16 protein-coding genes are annotated in these 20,668 nt (G+C 39.9%); 3 read left to right on the top strand and 13 right to left on the bottom strand.

Translation table 11 applies throughout. The features are described 5' to 3' along the window. Positions 1-150: 150 nt before the first annotated feature. The 4 genes from VNZ46_RS04455 to VNZ46_RS04470 all read right to left on the bottom strand — a co-directional run bounded on the left by VNZ46_RS04455 (position 151) and on the right by VNZ46_RS04470 (position 3,684). Positions 151-2,283, bottom strand: coding sequence for a prolyl oligopeptidase family serine peptidase (locus VNZ46_RS04455; protein ID WP_325558921.1), 2,133 nt, complete (start codon positions 2,281-2,283; stop codon positions 151-153). An 83-nt stretch (positions 2,284-2,366) separates the two neighbouring features. Next, positions 2,367-2,759: a LiaF transmembrane domain-containing protein gene (locus VNZ46_RS04460; RefSeq protein ID WP_325558923.1), complete on the bottom strand. Its 393-nt coding sequence runs from the start codon at positions 2,757-2,759 to the stop codon at positions 2,367-2,369. Between the two features lie 113 nt (positions 2,760-2,872). Then, positions 2,873-3,262, bottom strand: a complete 390-nt coding sequence (locus VNZ46_RS04465) for a (deoxy)nucleoside triphosphate pyrophosphohydrolase (protein WP_325558924.1) — start codon at positions 3,260-3,262, stop codon at positions 2,873-2,875. Positions 3,263-3,291: 29 nt separating this feature from the next. Further along, entirely contained in the window at positions 3,292-3,684 is a 393-nt protein-coding gene (locus VNZ46_RS04470) for a hypothetical protein (RefSeq protein WP_325558925.1), read from the bottom strand. Positions 3,685-3,813: 129 nt separating this feature from the next. On the opposite strand from VNZ46_RS04470, the gene VNZ46_RS04475 reads away from it, so the two are divergent. The 3 genes from VNZ46_RS04475 to VNZ46_RS04485 all read left to right on the top strand — a co-directional run bounded on the left by VNZ46_RS04475 (position 3,814) and on the right by VNZ46_RS04485 (position 7,448). Next, positions 3,814-4,314 (top strand): GNAT family N-acetyltransferase, encoded by a 501-nt coding sequence (locus VNZ46_RS04475; RefSeq protein ID WP_325558927.1) that lies wholly within the window; start codon positions 3,814-3,816, stop codon positions 4,312-4,314. A gap of 35 nt (positions 4,315-4,349) precedes the next feature. Beyond that, the gene (locus VNZ46_RS04480) at positions 4,350-6,824 is read left to right on the top strand and encodes a M1 family aminopeptidase (protein ID WP_325558929.1); all 2,475 of its coding nucleotides are present in this window, start codon (positions 4,350-4,352) and stop codon (positions 6,822-6,824) included. Positions 6,825-6,917: 93 nt separating this feature from the next. Further along, complete coding sequence (locus VNZ46_RS04485; RefSeq protein WP_325558930.1) at positions 6,918-7,448, top strand: OmpA family protein; 531 nt, start codon at positions 6,918-6,920, stop codon at positions 7,446-7,448. Here VNZ46_RS04485 and VNZ46_RS04490 read toward each other — a convergent pair. The 9 genes from VNZ46_RS04490 to VNZ46_RS04530 form a co-directional block, all read right to left on the bottom strand. Beyond that, positions 7,445-8,017 carry a DUF1572 domain-containing protein gene (locus VNZ46_RS04490; RefSeq protein WP_325558932.1) on the bottom strand — a complete coding sequence of 191 codons (573 nt, stop codon included), beginning with the start codon at positions 8,015-8,017 and terminating at the stop codon, positions 7,445-7,447. The two genes, VNZ46_RS04485 and VNZ46_RS04490, sit on opposite strands and share 4 nt — an antisense overlap. Positions 8,018-8,028: 11 nt before the next feature. Further along, positions 8,029-8,829, bottom strand: a complete 801-nt coding sequence (locus tag VNZ46_RS04495; protein ID WP_325558933.1) for a helical backbone metal receptor — start codon at positions 8,827-8,829, stop codon at positions 8,029-8,031. A gap of 40 nt (positions 8,830-8,869) precedes the next feature. Next, positions 8,870-11,242, bottom strand: coding sequence for an ABC transporter permease (locus VNZ46_RS04500; protein ID WP_325558935.1), 2,373 nt, complete (start codon positions 11,240-11,242; stop codon positions 8,870-8,872). A 25-nt stretch (positions 11,243-11,267) separates the two neighbouring features. Further along, positions 11,268-13,640, bottom strand: a complete 2,373-nt coding sequence (locus VNZ46_RS04505) for an ABC transporter permease (RefSeq protein WP_325558936.1) — start codon at positions 13,638-13,640, stop codon at positions 11,268-11,270. A 25-nt stretch (positions 13,641-13,665) separates the two neighbouring features. Further along, complete coding sequence (locus tag VNZ46_RS04510; protein ID WP_325558937.1) at positions 13,666-14,349, bottom strand: ABC transporter ATP-binding protein; 684 nt, start codon at positions 14,347-14,349, stop codon at positions 13,666-13,668. Between the two features lie 147 nt (positions 14,350-14,496). Further along, positions 14,497-16,284, bottom strand: a complete 1,788-nt coding sequence (locus VNZ46_RS04515; protein ID WP_325558938.1) for a hypothetical protein — start codon at positions 16,282-16,284, stop codon at positions 14,497-14,499. 90 nt (positions 16,285-16,374) lie between these two features. Next, positions 16,375-17,088 carry a LytTR family DNA-binding domain-containing protein gene (locus VNZ46_RS04520; RefSeq protein ID WP_325558939.1) on the bottom strand — a complete coding sequence of 238 codons (714 nt, stop codon included), beginning with the start codon at positions 17,086-17,088 and terminating at the stop codon, positions 16,375-16,377. After that, positions 17,085-18,161, bottom strand: coding sequence for a sensor histidine kinase (locus VNZ46_RS04525; protein WP_325558940.1), 1,077 nt, complete (start codon positions 18,159-18,161; stop codon positions 17,085-17,087). The genes VNZ46_RS04520 and VNZ46_RS04525 overlap by 4 nt, the downstream gene beginning before the upstream one ends. A gap of 124 nt (positions 18,162-18,285) precedes the next feature. After that, on the bottom strand, positions 18,286-20,668 hold a 2,383-nt coding region (locus VNZ46_RS04530), incomplete at its 5' end, for an ABC transporter permease (protein WP_325558941.1).

Below are 20,668 nucleotides of genomic sequence, written 5' to 3' on the forward strand. Positions count from 1 at the left end.
ATACAATTGTTTGTTTAATGATGATCGGCACAATTGCCTATAAGTTCATTCATAAAAAGGATTACAAACTCACCTGATTTCCATAACAATTCAAACTTAATTTTGTTAACAGTCCCAAAGGATATTAAAGCAATACTTTAAAGGCCAATGTTATTTTTGGTAACCAAGCCCCATATTGTAGAGTAAAAAAGCCCATTTATCTGCTGTTTCTTCAATGGCTTTATCCGTCGGCTTACCGGCTCCATGCCCCGCATTGGTTTGAATACTGATGAGTACAGGAGCATTTCCTCCTTGATTTTTTTGAAGTGCCGCAGCAAACTTAAAAGAGTGTGCAGGTACCACCCTATCATCATGATCAGCTGTACTAACCAATGTCGCAGGGTATTTGACCCCTCGTTTTAAAGCATGCACAGGAGAATAGTGGTGTAAATATTCAAACATTTCTTTTGAATCCTCTGAAGTTCCATAATCAAAACTCCATCCAGCACCGGCAGTAAATTTGTGGTAACGCAACATGTCCATTACGCCAACCGCAGGAAGTGCAACTTTAAACAATTCAGGCCGTTGAGCCATGGTCGCGCCAACCAGTAAACCTCCATTAGACCCACCCATTATAGCCAGTTTATCTGATGAAGTATATTTACTTTTAATCAGATACTCGGCGGCCGCAATAAAATCATCAAACACATTCTGCTTCTGCATCTTTGTTCCTGCAAGATGCCATTTCTCACCATATTCTCCACCGCCTCTGAGATTAGGAACTGCATAAACTGCACCTTGTTCCAGCAAAACCACCACAGAGGTACTGAATGCCGGTGTTAAGCTGATATTGAAGCCCCCGTAACCGTAAAGCAAAACTGGATTTTTCCCGTTCAGGACCAATCCTTTTTTATAGGTAATAATCATTGGAACTCTGGTGCCATCTTTAGAAGCAAAGAATACCTGTTTAGATTCATATTTTGAAGGATCAAAATCTACCCCTGGTTTCTTATAAATCTCAGATTTACCTGTAAGTACCGAATATTTAAAAATTGTAGTCGGGTAAACATAGGAGGTAAACATATAGAACAATTCTTTTTCCTCCTTTTTGCTACCAAAGCCTGTTGCAGTACCGATTCCAGGCAGCTCGATCTCATGTTCAAGTCGACCATCCGTGTCATACTGTAATACCAGAGATACGGCATCTTTAATATAATTGGCAAATATCTTACCTCCTCCGGTAGAAGGATTCAGTACGTTTTCAGTCTCATTGATTAAAGTCTTCCAATGCTCCGGTTTTGGATTTGACGCATCAACAGTAATGATTTTTCCATTTGGTGCACTTAAATTGGTATAGATATATAGTTTCGTCCCAATATTATCAATGATGCTATGGTTCTGCTCAAAATTGTCTACAACAGAAACAATTGGAGAATTCGGGATAGAAAGATCTCTGATGTACAGCTCATTTCCGGAAGTTGAATTGGCCGCTGAAATGATCAGATACCGTTCATCTTCTGTTAAATCAGCACCTATGTAACGTCTTGGCGTTTTATCCCCCCCAAAGATCAGCTGATCTTGTTTCTGTGCTGTACCCAATTGATGGAAATACAGCTTATGATATTGGGTCAACCCAGATAATTGGCTACCTTCCGCAGGCTTATCATAACTGCTGTAGTAAAAGCCATTGTTTCCTTGCCATGCTATACCGGAAAACTTCACATCGACCAGCGTATCCCCCACGATAGTTTTGTCGGAAGCCTTCATGACCACCACTTTCGTCCAATCAGATCCACCTTCAGACAATTGATAAGCCAATAAACTTCCATCTTTGGAAAAACTAATACCAGCCAAAGAAGTAGTTGCATCTTTAGAGAAAGTATTTGGATCAAGAAAGACCTCCGCCTCCTCTCCCTCCTTTTGTCTGTAAAGCACGCTTTGATTCTGTAAACCACTATTTTTATAGAAGTAAGTATAAGCCCCCTTATTAAACGGCTGGGAATACTTCTCGTAATTCATAAGTCTGGTCAATCTTTGCTTAATATCATTTTTAAACGGAATCTGTGCCAGATAATTCCTGGTCACTTCGTTTTGTGCAGTTACCCAGGCTTTAGTCTCCGCAGACCGGTCATCTTCCAGCCAGCGGTACGGATCATCTACAACAGTTCCGAAATAAGTTTCTTTTACATTATCTATCTTTGTTTCCGGGTATTTCATAAGGCTTTTTAAAGGCTTTTGCTGTGCCGTGGCAAAAATAGGAAATAGTACACTAAGAAGAAGAGTGGAATTTTGGAGTCGTTTCATCGTGATTCAGCATTGGTTTTCCTAAGTTAAATAAAAAAGGCAACCCTTTTTGATTGCCTCCCCAATACTTTCTGGCAGATGACTTATTTTCCATCTTCATGAATATCTTGAAAGTTGATCTTTTCCTTTCCATCTTCAAATCCACAGAAGCGAACCTCTTTTTTAGGTTTAAGTACCAGATACAAACCCAACCCTATAAAAACAAAAGCTGTTGAATAAGACGTCAGACTGATCATTATAATACTTTGCAGCGTATAAATGCCACCTATAATCACCAGTACCACCCAACCACCAGCCCTGAAATTTTTTCTATACCCGATCAGCAAACCTATCGCCAACAAGATGGTATGCCAGCTCAACACCCAAAAAGGGATAGACACACCTATATTTCTGATCATATAGATTACGCCAATAATCAGCATGAATATTCCCAGGCCGAAATGACGATTTTTTTTGTTGTTGTTTAGAGTTTCCATGATCTTTTTTTCTTCAAAACTACAGGGAAAATCAAAACACATAAAGGTAAAGTCAGTATACAAAGGATAACAGTCGGTCAACGTCCCAAAACAAGCGGTAAACAATTACCTTTTTATTCCAGTGACTTCAGATAATTCATCATCAACGGAACATCTGCCTCTGCCCAATCCTGGTCTGGCAGTTCTAAGGGCTTTAGCCAGTTGTAATTCTGGTGCACATTCATTTGAATTTCACCTCCGGTAATTGTACAAACAAAAGGAATTAAACAGATAGAAAAATCCGGATAACGATGTCGATGAGCCTCCATCCGTTGATGTATACAGATATCCAGATTTAATTCTTCTTTAATTTCCCTCACCAAACAATCCTCCGCGCACTCTCCAGCTTCAACTTTTCCACCCGGGAATTCGATCTTTAAAGGCAACAATTGATCTGCCGCCCGCTGGGCGACTAATACACAACCATCTTCCCTTACAATGATAGCACAACATACATCAATCATGCTGCAAGATAATGAACTCCATCTTTCCGCTAAGAAATTATTTGAACAAGGCCACGTTTGTAAGCACTATGAACAATAATCTGTTGAATCCAGTCGTACCTTGACATCTTAACTTTCCCTTCACAGGAGCTATGAAACTGAAGCTCTTCTTTCAGCGATGCCTCAGGCAGGTCGCTTACGTACTGAAGCAGTGCCTCTGCCCGAGATACTAAGTTTGTAAAAACAGTTTCTGTATCTGTAAGTTCCATTACAGAACCATCTGCAGAAACAATTTGCTGTATCCCACTGTGAATGTCACCGAAATTGGAATCCAGCCTCTCCTTCCACATTTCAGCAGACGCTTGATCTAAAGATTGAAGAAACTCCTGATTGGCTTTAACATTAAAAGCGCACAGTTCTTTGATTTGCATTTGTAGGTTCATAATAATAGCATTATTTGAAAACAAAGTAAAACCGATGAACTGACAACCCTATGGCAGTGTATCTTTGAAAATACAATAATTTGCTTTTATGTAGCAGACTACATATTATTGCAGGTAAATTATTCAGTCATGTCATTACAAATTCAATCCCTTCGCAAAAACCATAATGCAGATCTTGCAAAGATCATTAGAACCTCACTTGAAGAATTCAATGTCCCTAAAATAGGCACAGTATACTCAGATCCGACTACAGATGATCTATATTCGCTCTTCCGGCAAAGTGGTTCAGCTTATTTTATTGCGGAAGAAAACGGCGTACTGCTTGGCGGATGCGGTATTTATCCAACAGAGGGCTTACCAAAAGGATGTGCAGAACTGGTCAAATTGTATCTATCTTCTGCTTCCCGGGGCAAAGGCATAGGAAAACTCCTTCTGGAAGAATGCTTCAAATCTGCAAAAAAAATGGGCTATCATCAATTATACCTTGAATCTTTCCCCCAGTTGGAAAAAGCTGTAAGCATGTATATTAAAGCAGGCTTTACCCATCTGGACCATGCCCTTGGAAATTCGGGCCATCATGCCTGCACCATCTGGATGATCAAAGATCTGGATTCCACTTTTCTATATTAAAGTGATTCTGTAATTTAGGAGCTTAATTAACTTAAATGAAAGACATATTCAGAAGATCAACATATGCCTGTATGTTATTTGTACTGGCAACAAGCAGCGTTATGGCACAAACAGAGGCTCAAACTCCGGCTAAGGCCGAATCTGCTTACCGTGCTTCTGCCACTAAGATCAACGCTTTGGTACACACCAAGCTGGATGTTAGATTTGATTATTCCAAACGCTATTTATTTGGCAAAGAATGGCTAACCTTAAAACCTTATGCTTATTCTACAGATTCTTTAACACTTGATGCCAAAGGAATGGACATTAAAACCATCGCTTTGGTTAACGGTAAAGAACTGCAAAAACTAAAGTATACCTATGATAATGAACAACTGAAGATTCAGCTTGGAAAAGCTTATCCGGCCGGCCAGAACTACACCATATTCATAGAATATACCGCTAAGCCCGACGAACTTAAAGCCAAAGGCAGCGCAGCTATTACGGATGCAAAAGGATTATATTTCATCAATCCTGACAGTACCGTAAAAGGTAAACCGGTACAAATCTGGACTCAGGGAGAAACGGAATCTTCATCTGCCTGGTTTCCGACCATCGACAAACCGAATCAGAAAACTACCGCAGAGATCAGCATGACTGTTCCGGCCAAATATGTAACCCTATCCAACGGAAAATTGACTACCCAGGTCAAAAACACCAATGGTACAAGGACGGATACCTGGAAAATGGATCTTCCGCACTCCCCTTATCTGTTTATGATGGCTGTTGGAGATTTCAAAATCTACAAAGATAAATGGAAGGATAAAGAGGTCAACTATTATCTGGAGCCTGCCTATGCACCTTTTGCTAAACAGATCTTTGGTCTGACACCCCAAATGATAGATTTTTATTCCAATACCTTAGGAATTGATTTCCCATGGAACAAATACAGCCAGATCGTAGTTCGTGACTACGTAAGCGGCGCTATGGAAAACACCTCAGCTACACTACATGGAGAATATGTTCAACGCACACAACGTGAAATTCTGGACGACTATTACGGACAAGCAGAAAGTACCATTGCACACGAATTGTTCCATCAGTGGTTTGGTGATTATGTTACTGCAGAAAGCTGGAGTAATCTAACTGTTAATGAATCGTTTGCTAATTACAGTGAAGTCCTTTGGGCGGAACATAAATACGGTAAAGACGAAGGGGACGCTCATAACTACAAAGATATGGCCAATTACCTGGGCTCTAAGAATGATGCGCTAAAGAACCTGGTTCGCTTCCACTATGCGGATAAAGAAGAAGTCTTTGACCTGGTTTCTTATCAAAAAGGCGGTCGTATCCTGAACATGATGCGCAATTATCTTGGTGATAAGATATTTTTTAAAGGCTTGAACATCTATTTAAAACAAAATGCCTTTAAAAATGGAGAAGCACACCAACTCCGTTTAGCTATGGAAGAAGCCAGCGGACAGGATATGAACTGGTTCTTCAATCAATGGTATTTTAACTCAGGGCATCCTTTGTTAACTATAGACTATGCATGGGACGAGGCTTCCAAAACTGAAAAAATAACTCTGAAACAAACACAAGGCGGCACACCTTTCATCCTCCCTATGGCGGTTGAGGTTTATTCGGGAGGAGCAAAAAAGCGTTTTCAAATTACGATGAAAGATGCTGAGCAAACTTTCACCTTTCCCGCTATCGCAAAACCCGACCTGGTCAACGTCGATGCAGACAAAGTTTTACTCGCCGTAAAAACGGATCACAAACCTCTGGGCGAATATGCATTCCAATACGCACATGCGCCCCTTTACACAGACAGATTAGAAGCCATTATTGCCTCAGATAAAAACAAGAAAGACCCAAATGCAGCTCAAATTCTGCTTGCAGCTCTAAATGACAAGTATTATGGTCTTCGCCTGGAAGCGCTGGAAGCTACCGATCTGACAGATCCGGAAACCGCTAAAGCTGCATTACCACTAATCCAGAAACTGGCGGCTTCAGACCCGAACACGCTGGTACAGGCAGCAGCCATTAGCGCTATAGGGACCAGCGCCAACCCCGCAGATCTCCCTTTATTCAAAAAAGGCTTGCAAAGTCCATCTTATGCCATTCAGGGTGCCTCTCTTATGGCCTTGTCTCTGCAAAAATCTGACGAATCCCTCGCAGCGGCAAAGAACCTGGAGAAAGACAATAAGAAAGCACTGACTGAAGCTATTGTGAATGTCTATTCAAAATTTGGTTCAGAGAAAGAACTGCCCTTCATTACCGAAAAATTCACAGCCCTTGGTCCCCAAGAACAAGTACAGCTGATTCCTGGCTATATGAATATACTGGGTAAAGTGAATGACATTAATGAACTTAAAAAAGGAGTTGACGCTGTAAAAAGCATAGGGATAAAATATAAATCATATGGAGCAAATACCTTTGTAAGCAACTTCTTAAACCAGCTTAAACAGAAAAAACAAGATCAAGCCAGTTTATCTTATATAGATGCGGCATTAGCAGAACTTAAATAAACTACACATTGTTAGATCTTTAATAAGATGAGGAAAAAAGGAAGGGTAAATCGCCCTTCCTTTTTTATTATCTTTACGCTTACCCTTTTTAATATGACGCATAAAACAACCTTCCTTTTAGCCTTGTTGCTTACCGTTACGCTCTCTTGTAAAACCAAGAAAAAACTGGTTCAGACACCTGCACAGCAAGTAGAAAATACTGCGAAAGATCCTGAGCTTGATAAAATCAAAAAAGATTTACCACAAGATCAGGTAGAACGCACAAATGCCGGTATTAAATTCACCTTCAGTTCTGAAATTCTATTTCCAACCAATTCCTCCTACCTCAGTGAAGATTCAAAGAAAAGGCTTGCTGACGTTACAAAAGTGATCCAGGAAAAAGATAAAAGCAGGAAGATCCTTATTGAAGGACATTCCGATAAAACAGGCACTGCTGTATACAATCAGTGGCTTTCAGAAAAACGTGCTGTTTCTGTAAAAACATACCTGGTTGGTCTTGGAATCAATGCCGAACGGATTAAAACAGCAGGCCTTGGAGACACACAACCCATTGCAGACAACAAGACAAAAGAAGGCCGTTTAAAAAACCGAAGAGTAGAGATTACCTTGCTTAAAGGAATTTAATCTTCTTTAGGTTTTATAAACTCATCGGTAAAATGCGCTTTGCGCTTGGGCTGATTAAACTTTTCCGTATTGTAAATTTGTGAATTTCCCCTTGGAATAGACAAAGATTCCCATGCATTGGTGCAAAGCATTTTCGCTAAGAAAACAATCTGGCCAATATGATATGGATAATGTGCCAGCTGCCTGTTAATAGCTTCTGTTACAGTATGCCCCATATTTCTGATATAGACAATTTTCTCCAGATCATCCGCTTTCAAAGGGCGAATTGCATTAAACAAACAATTCCAACCTTTTTCCCACTGCTCCAGAAGCTCCGCTTTATCAAAAGCCGGAGCTTCAAATTCTTCATCCCTGTTTCGCCAGGGCTTTTCACCATCAGATATCAGGAAATCAGTCCAACGGGAAAGCATATTCCCACTCAGGTGTTTTATAATCAAAGCTATGCTATTGCTGTCTTCATTAAACTGCCAGAATAGTTTATCCTCTGACACCTGCGCAATAGCCTTATCTCCGATCAATTTGTAATATTCAAATTGTTTGATTGCACTATCTAAATAATCTGTCGCCATAGTTTTAATATTTAAGAATAAAGTTCTTTTTGCAAATAAAAAAAGTACTCCACTGCTTTAACCAATCTGCTGCCATACCAGGAGAACATTTCTCCATCCACCAGCATCACCCTCGCTCCAGGCACCATCTCCCTCACCTCTTTCAGATGCTTTTCTTTAAAAGGGTAAGGCTCAGAAGAAAGAAAAATAAGATCAGGCTCCAGTTCGGCCAGGTCACTCAGTCCAAATTCCGGGTAACGGGATATCTTTACCACATTCTGCAACCCGTTCCTCATTAAAATATCATTGATAAAGGTATCCTGGCCGGCAAACATATAAGGATCTTTCCAAATCAGGTAGGCTACTTTTTTATGAAGATTGTTTTGCAAGGCCAGGACCTGCAAGTCCGTAAAGCCAGCATGGATCAAATGGTTCAAATAAGCCGCCTCCGGTTCCCTGTTCACCAGTTCTCCAATCTGCAAAATCGTATTCTTTGCACCCTCCAGATCATAAATATCACTCATCCACACTGGAAATTCCTCCATCAGCAATTCCATCTGACTTTGTTCATTCTCCTCTTTATTACCAATAATAAGATCAGGTTTCAAGCTTCGGATCAGCTCGATATTCAGTTTTTTAGTTCCCCCAATTTTCACTTTTTCTTTAAAGCGACTTTCCGGATGAACACAAAATTTAGTGATGCCAATCACCTCATTACTCAGCCCAAGGTCAAACAACAACTCTGTTTGAGAAGGCACAATAGAAACAATCCTCTTTGGAGGATACTCCATAACGATTTCCCTCCCCAACTGATCAGTAAAAGTTCTTTGCATACACAAAGGTAACTAACCATCATTCAGCATCACAAAACTATTACTCATATTTCAATGCATTTACCGGATTAGTTCCCGCAGCTTTATACGTTTGCCAGCTTACGGTTAAAACAGCAATAAAAACGGTAATCAATGCTGTCAGAATAAAGATCCACCAGCTCAAAGGGGTTCGGACATCAAAATTCTGTAACCATTTTGCCATAATCATATAGGCCAATGGCAAGGAGATAAGGATAGAGATCAGCACCAATTTCACAAATTCTGAAGATAGCATCATCATCAGTTCCTGCACAGACGCCCCCAGTACCTTCCGTACCCCAATTTCTTTGGTACGTTGCGCTGCGCTATAGGCCGAAAGTCCAAATAATCCCATGCAAGAAATAAATATGGACAGAAAACCAAACAAGTTGGATAAACTGCTCAAGATCGCCTCTTCCTTCAGTTTTGCTGCATTCAGGTTGTCGATGAACCTAATCTCTACCGGAAAGTCTGGATTAAGTTCCTTTAGAACTGCACTAATGATTCCTACACTTTCGGTCAGGCTCTTTTCAGGATTTAAATGCATAGTGATGGCATCACTAATCCCCGTGGCATAAGCAATGACCATAGGTGCGCCAAATTTATTGCGGTCTCCCCATACAAAATCTTCAAATACACCAACCACGGTCCTTTTTTGTCCCTGGTAAAGTATTCTCGCCCCGAGCGGCTCTTTAAGGTTCATGACCTGAACTGCCTTTTTACTCAACAACAAGCCCAGGGTGTCTGAAGCCCTTTTGCTACTAAAATCCCGGCCAGATAACAGCCTGATGCCCATGGTCTTTGTAAAATCTGTTGTCGTGTAGATTTGGTCAAAATCAATGAGTTTATCTCCCGCAGACATCCCTTCCCATTCCAGACCGCGAATACTGCTTTCCCTTTCTGTAATTCCATCTGAAGATTGTGTAACCGCTGTTACAGCCCCGCTTGCCAATAACTTGTTTTTTAACAAATCATACCGTTCATATAAAAGCCCCTCATGAGGAACCTCGATCAAGCCATTTGACTGGTAACCTAATGGCCTGTTTTTTAAGAATTGAATCTGCTTATAGATAGTTAGGGTTACTGCAATAAGTATAACGGCAAAACTAAACTGCAACACCACCAGAATTTGCCTCAAATTCAAAGCATAAATCCCTTGCGGCTGCACCTGTTTCTTTAAGGCTTGGACAGGATTAAAGTTTGCCAGGTAAAAGGCAGGATAAAAGCCCGCCAGAAAAGCAGTTAACAATAACACGCCAGTCAAAATGAGCCAGCTTACAGGATCCAGATAGTTTATCCGGATATTAATGTCGAGTAAATGGTTAAACCAGGGTAAAAAGAGCTCCGCCAGTACGATACTGATCACAACACTGATTACAGTTAAAATGAACGATTCTAAAAGAAACTGAAGAACAAGCGAACGCTTTGATGCACCAACACTTTTCTTAATTCCAACTTCTTTTGCTCTCCTTTGTGCATGTGCTGTACTCAAATTAATAAAATTGATACAGGCCAGAATTAGAATTCCTAGTGCGAGTGCCACAAAGATTTTCAGCTGTTGTATTTTTCCTCCACTGTTTTCTCCATTCACAAAATGACCATATAGATGCAGTTTAGTAAGTGGGTATATAAAGACATCCTCTTTAGCTACAGGAAAATGTTTTTCAACAGTGTGTTTTATTTTCAGGTTTAATTGCTCTGCTACAGCACCAGGATTTAGCTTAAGAAGCGTATTGAAACTATGGTTTCCCCAATTGGGTTTTTCAGGCCATTGATTTAGAACCTCAAAAATCCGCCAGGGTACCAAGGCCTCAAAAGCATAAGTTATATTTTCCGGAAGGTCCTTAATCACCGCAGTTACTTTCAAATCTGTTTGATTCTCAAATTTCAAAGTCTTGTTTAAAACATTTACAGTTCCAAATAAACGCCGGGCTGTACTTTCTGTTAGAAGAATAGAGTTTGGTTGCGTTAATGCACTTTTTAGATCTCCTCTAATGGACTGGTAATTAAAAATATCAAGAAAAGAAGGATCGGCATATCGGCTCTGTACCTTGATGTTTTTTTGACCGTTTGCAAGCAACCTTTTAGAAAGACCTGTTGTTCTCGCAATTTGCGCAATCTCCGGGTACTCTTGCTTCAATGTTTGAGCAAGCACATTCTGTGTCTGGTCAATGGTCATTACTTTATGGCCATTCAGGTCCTGCACATTGACCATTACCTGGTAAATACCTTTTGAATCTTTAAATTGCTTATCGAAGTTCCATTCATAAGAAACATACAAGATCAAAAGCAAGCAGGAAGCCAGACCAATAGAAAGGCCTGCAATATTAATGACAGAGGAAGACCTGTTCTTCCACAAACTCCTTAAAACAATCTTCAGATTTAACCTAAACATACATATACAATTGAGTTATCAGGTATTATTCATATTTCAAAGCATCCACCGGGTTGGCCCTTGCAGATTTGTAGGCTTGAAAACTGACCGTCAATAGTGCAGTAAATAAAGTACCCATTGCAGCAATACCAATGATCCACCAGCTGATCGTTGTATGGAACTCAAATTTCATCAGCCACTTTCCCATCAGGTAATAGCCCAGAGGGACTGCGATAACAACAGAGATAAAGATCATCTTCATAAACGATAAAGAGAGCAATTGCATAAGGTTGAGTATAGAAGCGCCCAACACTTTTCGAACGCCAAATTCCTTCGTTCTTTGCTCCGCACTATAAGCCGCCAGGCCAAACAATCCCAGACAGGAAACAAAAATGGATAGCCCACCAAAAAGATTCGACAAAATTCCCAATGTATTTTCCGCCTGCAATTTATTGGCATAAAGGTCATTCACAAGCTTTATTTCTACCGGATAAGCCGAATTAATATTTTTAGCAACGGTCTTTATCAGATCTATATTCTGACTTAACCCGTTTGCAGGGTTCAGACGCATCGTAATCACACCATTCCAGTCTTTACTATAAGCCACTACCATTGGCCGGTCACGGTAAAACGGCGAACCCCAAATAAAATCTTTGAACACGCCGATAACAACAGCATTTTGTCCGTGATATTTCACCTTTGTTCCCAGCGGATGCTTTAAGTTCATGATTTTCACAGCAGAACTGCTCAGCAAAACCCCTGCGGTATCAGAAGCAAAACTTCTGGAAAAATCACGGCCCTGAATTAACTTTATTCCATTGGTTTTAATAAAATTATATGTAGTAGCAATTTGATTAAAGACAATTTGTTTATCCTGATCTGCCATCCCGGGCCATTCAAAATTCCAGAAATTAGACCCTTCATTAGAGATACTCATGGACGACTGGCACATAGAAGTTACCGCACCTGACTTCAGCAGGTTTGATCTTAACAATTCATATTTACCTTGCAAAAGGCCATCCTGAGGCATTTCAACCAGAAAATTCGTATCATAACCCAAGGGACGGTTTTTAATAAAAGAAAGTTGTTTATAAATCACAAGAGTAGCAATGATCAGCAACAAGGCAAAACAAAACTGTCCTACAACCAACACTTGCCTCAAACTCATCGGAACAGCCTTTGCCCTGACCGCTTTTTTCTTCAGGGTCTGAATAGGATCAAATGAAGATAAATACAGAGCAGGATAACTTCCCGACAACAGCCCCGTAACAAGTACAATAAGCAAAATCCATAACCAATAGCCCCCAGCAAGTCCAGAAACACTCAATTGGATATGCAGCAGATTATTAAACGTTGGAAGCAACAATTCTACCATGGCAATGGCAGCCACTACACCAATCAGTGTAAGCAGCATAGCTTCTAGAAAGAACTGAGCAATCAATGAACCCCGACCAGCCCCGATTGTTTTTTTTATTCCCACTTCTTTCGCTCTTTTCTCTGATTTGGCGGTAGCCATATTCATAAAGTTGACACAAGCGATCAACAAAATACCCAATGCCAATCCTGCAAAGAGATAAATACGTTCTACATCACCTCCTCTCCCTTTTCCATTTTCAAATTTTCCGTACAAATGTTTTTCTGACAGCGGATATAAGAAAGATTCTGCGCGGGTATCTTTTTGATGCCGTTCCATCATCCCTTTCATCTTTAAATTGACGAGATTCAGATCTACATTCTTGTCTAATTTAACCAATGTCTGCCAATTAAAATTTGTCCAGCTCGGATCCTTCACCCAATCAAACAATGTTTCATAAAATGACCAGGGCATTAAAAAATCAAATCGATTAGAGATATTGGAGGGAAGGTCTTTAATCACGCCGCTCACCTTCAAATCCGTCTTGTCGTCATAACGAACAGACTGGTTAAGTGCATCACCATTTGGAAACAGAAGTTTAGCCATTCTTTCTGTCAGAATAACCGATTTGGGATCATTCAAGGCAGTACCCGGATTACCGGTAATAAACTCATAATTATAGATCTTCAAAAGATCAGGATCTGCAAACTTAGCTTCTTTTTTAAAACTGGTGGGGCCGTTTGCAATCAATGACTGACCACCATACCCCAGTCTGCTTATGGCTTCGACCCCCGGGATTTCCTCTTTAATTGCTCCGGCAATAACATTGCCAGTCACATCTCCCGTACTGGTGATCTTTCCGTTAGCATCTTTAAAATTGGTCATCACCTGGTAAACCTGTTCCGCCCCTTTAAATTGCTTGTCAAAGTTCCACTCATAAGAAACGTATAACAGCAACATCAAGCAGGAAGCCAGGCCAATTGCCAAACCGATAATATTAATGAAAGAAGCCGTTTTATTCCTCCATAGATTCCGGAAGGCTATTTTTAGGTTAAGTTTAAACATACCTTGAAATTAATCCATGTTGATCCTATACGGTTGTTGCCACATCTTCCTTGATCACCCCGTCCAGCAAATGCAAAATGCGCGACCCATAACCAGCGTTGACTTCCGAGTGCGTTACTTGCACAATTGTAATCCCCTCCTCCTCATTCAATTTTTTAAATAAGTCCATAATCTGCAAGGCCTGAGCAGATTGTAAATTACCTGTCGGCTCATCTGCCAGAATAATAGAAGGTTGAGCTACCAAGGCCCGTGCAATACCAACCAGTTGCTGCTGGCCTCCGGACAATTGATTTGGAAAAAGATCTTTTTTCGCCACCATATTAAAACGGTCCAGTACATCGGCTACCCGGCTTTTACGCTCTGAACCACCGATCTTCTTATAGAGCAGTGGTGCTTCAATATTTTCAGCCACAGTCATTTCATCAATCAGGTGATAGGCCTGGAATACAAAGCCAATATGGTTTCGATACAATTCAATCCGCTTACGTTCATTTAAAGAAGTAATGTTTTCCCCCATAAACTCATATTCTCCATAAGTAGGGTCTTCCAGCATCCCCAGAATATTCAGCAAAGTAGACTTTCCCGCTCCTGAGGGGCCCATAATACTGACAAACTCCCCTTCTTTAATTGAAGTGGTTACATGTCGGAGTATGTAGCTCTTTACCCCTTTGTTTGCATAATACTTTTCTATATTCTTTAATTCTATCATTTTCCTTGTCATTAATTACTTATCCTGTTTACCAACGATGTGCCAAGAGCAAAAAGCGGCCTGTATTCAAAAATAAGACTATTTTATCGAAGAATGCTGTTCATTATCGGACATCAAGCGTTCAGTCCCGAACAGCTTTAACCAACATTAGAAAAACACATCCATTTCTACAGAAGCATAATACCTTGGACGTTGCTTTAAGGAGAATACCGGCCCATACCGAACTTTAAGCGGTAAAAGGTACATAGCCGGGATTCTCAACCAGGACGGCATGTTATAATAGTTGATATTGAATAAAGATCCTAAATGAATTCCTAAGGAGGGTCCGAAAATTACATCTGTACTTCCCTGTTCAAAACGCAATCCAGTTTCCAGATAACTATACAATCCCAGAAAACGCTTATCACTAAACCAATAATCAAAGTTGCTTCTTAATCCCCCGCTGATCTGTGAGCTCAGTTCATGGTTGCCTTCCCGGTTTTTTGTAAGCTGGTAAGAAAGTGTGTATCCATGCCAGGAATCCAGCATTCCTTTTTTACCTCCCATGGGGTTGTACTCATATCTTTTACTGAAATTAATGGCATTTAACCTGAGTTCAAAGCCGGTGACCGGCCTCGATATTTCGGTGATACCACTGAATACGAAAGAATTACCTACCCGGCTCCGGATAAAATTGCGATAGTACAGCAATTGATTGGCCTCGCGCGCCTGATCCGTTAACACAACATTTTTTAACATCAGGTCTTTAAGTTCTGAGTTGTATGGAATAGGCACCAAACTCAGTGAAGGAATATGCTCAATCAGATATAAAGGCTGACTCTCCTTCTGATCGGGTACCTTATCCAAAAACCCTTCTTTGGTTCCCAAAATAAAAGAAGTAGTAAAAGCATCCATCAAATCCTGTAAAGAAGCCTGAACTGCAGTGATAACACGTTCACCGTCCGGGCTCTTTTCTTCAAACCGACCATCTCCATAAGCTTTCCAGATCTCCCCTTTTCTGTTTACAACGGTTGTACCGTGTTCAGAATAAAAGTCATGAAGCGCTTTATTATTGGTAAACGACGCCAATACAGTTCTGTTTACCACCAGATGCCCGGACGAAAAGGAATCTTCCAGAAAATGATCTGCAAACCCATTTAAGAACAAAGCAGCCTGTAACAAGTCCAAAGCTCCATTTTGGTCACCAAGCCGGGCCATTTTACCGCTTTGCTCAGCCGTATGGATCGCAATCAGATGTAAACTTACATACATCTTTATGGCATTTGTAGAAGAAAGGCTTCTAACCAGTGCAGATAAATAGGCCCTGTCACAGGCCTGCTTAATCTTTTCTTTATCAAAGCCTTTCAACTGATCTGTAAATGATTTCCCATAGGCATAAAAGTGCGACAAATTCACCGCAGCAGTTAAAGCATAATTAAGGTCTATACCAACCAGGACAGCATCTGGCGCAGCTTTTAATCCTTTATCTATATATTCCTGATGAAGCGCTATAATTTTTTGAAGAACAGAGCCAGGATCCTTCAATTGTGCCTCAAGAAGCACAGGATCCCTTTGATGGTCACCCGCTAAGCCATTGAGCATTCCATAACTTGTAAGGTAAAGTGTTGAAGCAGATAATCGCGGAAAAACATAAATAGATGACTGGCTTAAAACGAGTTTATCCATATATCCTGATAATGTAGCAGACCCCTCATTGGCTTTCAAATTTTTCATAATTCGTATAAAGGCCTGATCACCGATAAGTTTATGTTCACCGTAAACAAATCCAAAAGCCATATTACAAGACAGAACACCTAATAAACTGAATACACAAACCTTCAGCCACCTAAGTACATATTCAGGCTTCACCATCATCAGAATCTCAAGACACAGGCAGGTGGTCAATAAAAACACCGAGAAAAGAAAACAGCACGCAGGTTTAAATTTAATTCGCATAGATTGTAGAACTTATTTCTAAGTTAAGTTCTATTGCAAATTTCAATCTGGAGTTTAGACAAAAGCCATTTAATTTTAGACCAAAAGAATTTATCTTTTATCATTCACAAAAGTTTCAAAGAAAAAATCACGGTAATTGTTACCAATCGGAATTTCCTGCTCTCCGATATAGATGTTATTGTTATCAAAAACTTTAATACAGGCTGTATTTACAATATATGATTTACTGACCCTTATGAACAGTTCCTGGGGCAGTTTCTGATGAATTGCTTTAAGGTTCATTGCGGTCATCAGTTTCTGATCTGAAAGATGAAGAATAACATAATCTTTAAGCCCCTCTATAAAAAGAAGGTTCTTAAAATCTACCTTAACAAATTGCCGGTCAGCCCGAACAAATAGAAAAGCCTGAGAACCAAATTCAATAGAAGTATCATTCTTTTCCTGCAACATTAAGTTAAAATAACTTAAAGCTTTTGAAATGGCTTTTTGAAACCTTTCCGGATGAATCGGTTTAACCAGATAATCTATGGCATCCACCTCATAACTTTCCAATGCATATTCCACATGAGCAGTGATAAAAATAACCATCGTTGTCTTTCCTAACGACCGGGCAAAGTCTAGTCCATTTATCCCAGGCATCCGGATATCCAGAAACACCAGATCTACCGGGTTCAGCAGCAAATAAGATCCAGCAGCGGCGGCGTTATTAAAACAACCGGAAAGTTTCATTTCCGGGTAAGCCCTCAGGAGTAGCTGTATACCTTCTCTGGCCAAAGGCTCATCATCAACTATTACACAATTCATAAATTTAAAGTTAAACAAACATGATAACGATCTGCATAATCTGCAATCATCAAATGATGTCTGCCCGGATAAAGCAATTCCAAACGCCGTTTAACATTTGGCAAACCTAATCCCCCCGATGCCCCTTCTTCCAGCCGCTCCAATGACTTAGGGTTCGTACATTCAAAAATAAGTACACCCTTAGAAAGCCTGAACCTCAGATGAACATAAGCCCCGTTAACAGATTGGATATTATGTTTAATCGCATTTTCAACAAAAGGGATAAATAACAGAGGTGCCAGAAGTATTTGTTGCTCTGTCCCTTCCTCTTGCACTTCAAACTCAAAATAATCCCTGCGCGTCTTTTCCAAAGATAAAAAGTGAATCAGAAATAAAATCTCCGCACTAAGCAATACCTCTTGCCTGCTGCTGTCGTATAACTGATATCTCAACAAATCGGATAACTTCACCAGAATCTGACTCGCTTTTTCCGGATCAGTTTGTATCAGTACCTGACTATTGTTCAGCATATTGAACAAAAAGTGCGGATTGACCTGACTCTTTAACAGATCCAGTTCAGTATGCATACGGATATTTTCTAATTGCATGATGCGGTAGTTATCCCGTATCCATCGTTGAAAGAGTTTCAGAGCAGTCGTAGCGGCGCACAAAACACCCATCATAATCGTAATCGCAACAAAATCTCCCCAGAAATTATCATCAGATGGTATAGCCGCATCAGGCTTAATCCTTAATGTTGGGAGCCAGCTTTTCAGGAAAGTAAAAAAAGCAAAAGAAATGAGAATAATCGCAAAAACCCATACAGCATACCGCACATACCTCCCCTTAAACAAAAATACAGGAACAAGTATATATATGTTAATAGCGATCAATACAGCCGCAATTAAAAAACCACCCATTTTGAGCAGCATAAAGGTCTGATCAGAAAACTCCTGCTTCGTATTTTCACCTGTAAGCAAAAATGTCAAAAACCCAAAGAGAAGGATCCGTCTGTAAACTCTAAATTTTGAATCAACAACAAAACGCAGGAAAGGTTCCTTCTCAGAAATTACAGGCAGGGAGTCTAAAGACATATTCATTGTTTCTTAGCGCGATACCTAAAGATAAGTACCAGAAAGCCTGCCGAGCTATAATTTAGACCAACTGCCATAAAAATTAGATGAATACCTAAAGTCCGCCAGATATACCTTCCCGGATTCATTCATATTTCAACGCGTCCACAGGGTTCGTTCTGGCCGCTTTATAAGATTGCAGACTGACTACAGCAACTGTTAATAAAAGTGTGATCACTCCGGAAGCAACAAAAGGAAGAATAGGCATTTCGATCCTAAAAGCAAAATCATTAAGCCAATTCTTCAATAGAAAATAAGCAAATGGCCAGGCCACAATGTTTGCCAGCACAACGAGCTTAACAAATCCTATATTAAGCAAAGACAAAATATCATAGATCGAAGCGCCAAGTACTTTTCTAATATTGATTTCTTTACTTCTTCTCTGCGCAGTAAAAGTTGCGATCGCAAATATTCCCATTAAAGCAAGCCCGATGGTCACAATAGAAAGCAAACCAATAATAGACCGCAACTGGGCCTGTTTATGTAACAAGCCATCAAATTTCTTGTCAAGAAGTGTGTACTTAACTGGAAAGTTCGGTTCTAATTTCTGCCATGCGGCCTCAACCTTGCCAATCGTTTCCATCGGCCGGTTGGAAGAGATGTTCACCAGAACGTACAGGAAAGGATTTCCATTAGCATACTGGAATACAATTGGTTGATATTTTTTTTCAGGGCTATAATGGTTAAAATCTTTTACCAGCCCAATTACCTGCACGTTCCTACTACGAAATTTAAGTGTTTTACCAACGGGATCCTTCAAATTAAATAGTTTAGCAGCGGCCTGTGTCAAGATCAGGGAATTTAACGTATCCATTTTATTTTCAACATCATAAGACCTCCCCTCCAGCATTTCCAGACCCATTGTTTTAAAATAATCAACATCTACGGTGATAAAATTAGCGTTATAAGTCCTCCCGCCATAACCATAACTATTTCCTCCCATATCCTCCCCAGGAAGATGGTCAGTTCTGGAAATCATATTTACGCCTTCAATACCTCTTAAAGCATTCTTAATTGCTCTGTAATGCTCATCACCGCTGTCTTGCATAATCGTCAATGCCATAACCTGACCAGGTTTATAACCAAGGTCCTTATTCTGCATAAACCTCAACTGGTTATTGATTATCCAAACACCAGAGATAAACAGCACAGCAATAAAAAACTGCAGAACGATCAGACCACTCCTGATCAATGTTCCACTATTACTGCTGCTAAAATTTCCTTTAAGAACTTTAGCCGGCACAAAATTACCAATCAATAAAGCAGGATATAATCCAACCATTAAAGTAACTATTAATAACACAATCATTACCTGAACCATGATATCATAATAATCAGACACTTTATCCAACAAGATAGACCGGTCAATTAAAACATTAAATGAGGGCAAAGCCAATTCTAGTATAACAAAACCAATCGACAAACTAACCACGCATTGCACCGCTGTTTCCAATATAAACTGAATACCAATCTGAAATCTATCTGCACCCATTACCTTCCTGATCCCAGCTTCCTTTGCCCGTCTGGTTGCTATCGTAACAGAAAGATTGGTAAAATTAACTGCTGCAATGATCAAGACCAGGGAAGCCACAATCAGCATAAGGTACAAATATAGTCCTACACCATTTTCAGCAAATTCATATTCCACATTACTTTTATTGAGATGGATCTCTTTAACCGGTTGCAGATAAAGTTTGTTATTATTTATGAATTCACTAAAGTCAGCTTTTTCATTGTTTGGTAACTTTAGTAATTCCGCATTTAAGAGCTCTTCACGATTACGGTTTAATAAAAAAGTAGCCTGTTTAAGATCCGATTTGGGCAATATTTTAATGTATGTATAATAATTATTGCTGTAGTAATCATCAGAGACACTTTTCTTAAATCTCCTGATCATACTAAAGCGAAAATGCGATGGATATCGGGCCACGTCCACTACTGCATCAACAATATACCCTGAATTCTGATCAAGCATCACCGTTTCACCTACCGGATCAACCCCTTTTCCAAAAACAGATTCACTCAATTCTCTGCTGATGATCACCGACTTTGGCGTATTTAATACCTTGCCAGCATTCCCATACAGTAAAGGATAACTGAAAACCTTAAGAAAATTACTGTCAGCCAGCAAAACATCATTTAAGTACAAGCTCTTATTTTTCGTTTTTAGTAAAAGGTCTTTCCGCCAGTATTCCTGGATCCTTGTAGAAGCTGCTACAGAAGCAATTTTTTCTTTACTTGTAGTGGCCAGATTACCCGGACTCAAAGCAACATTTTCATCCGGCGATTTGTAATTTACCCGATAAATATTTTCATAACCACTATTCCAGGAATCGTAACTCCTTTCATAATTGGCATACAGCAGGGTAAGCATAAAAATGGCTAATGCTATCCCCAGCCCGGCAATACTAATAAAAGCAAAGCCTTTATTTTTCCACAAATTCCTTAATGCGATCTTCAGGTTTAGT

This window comes from Pedobacter sp. (assembly GCF_035566355.1).
Lineage (GTDB): Bacteria > Bacteroidota > Bacteroidia > Sphingobacteriales > Sphingobacteriaceae > Pedobacter.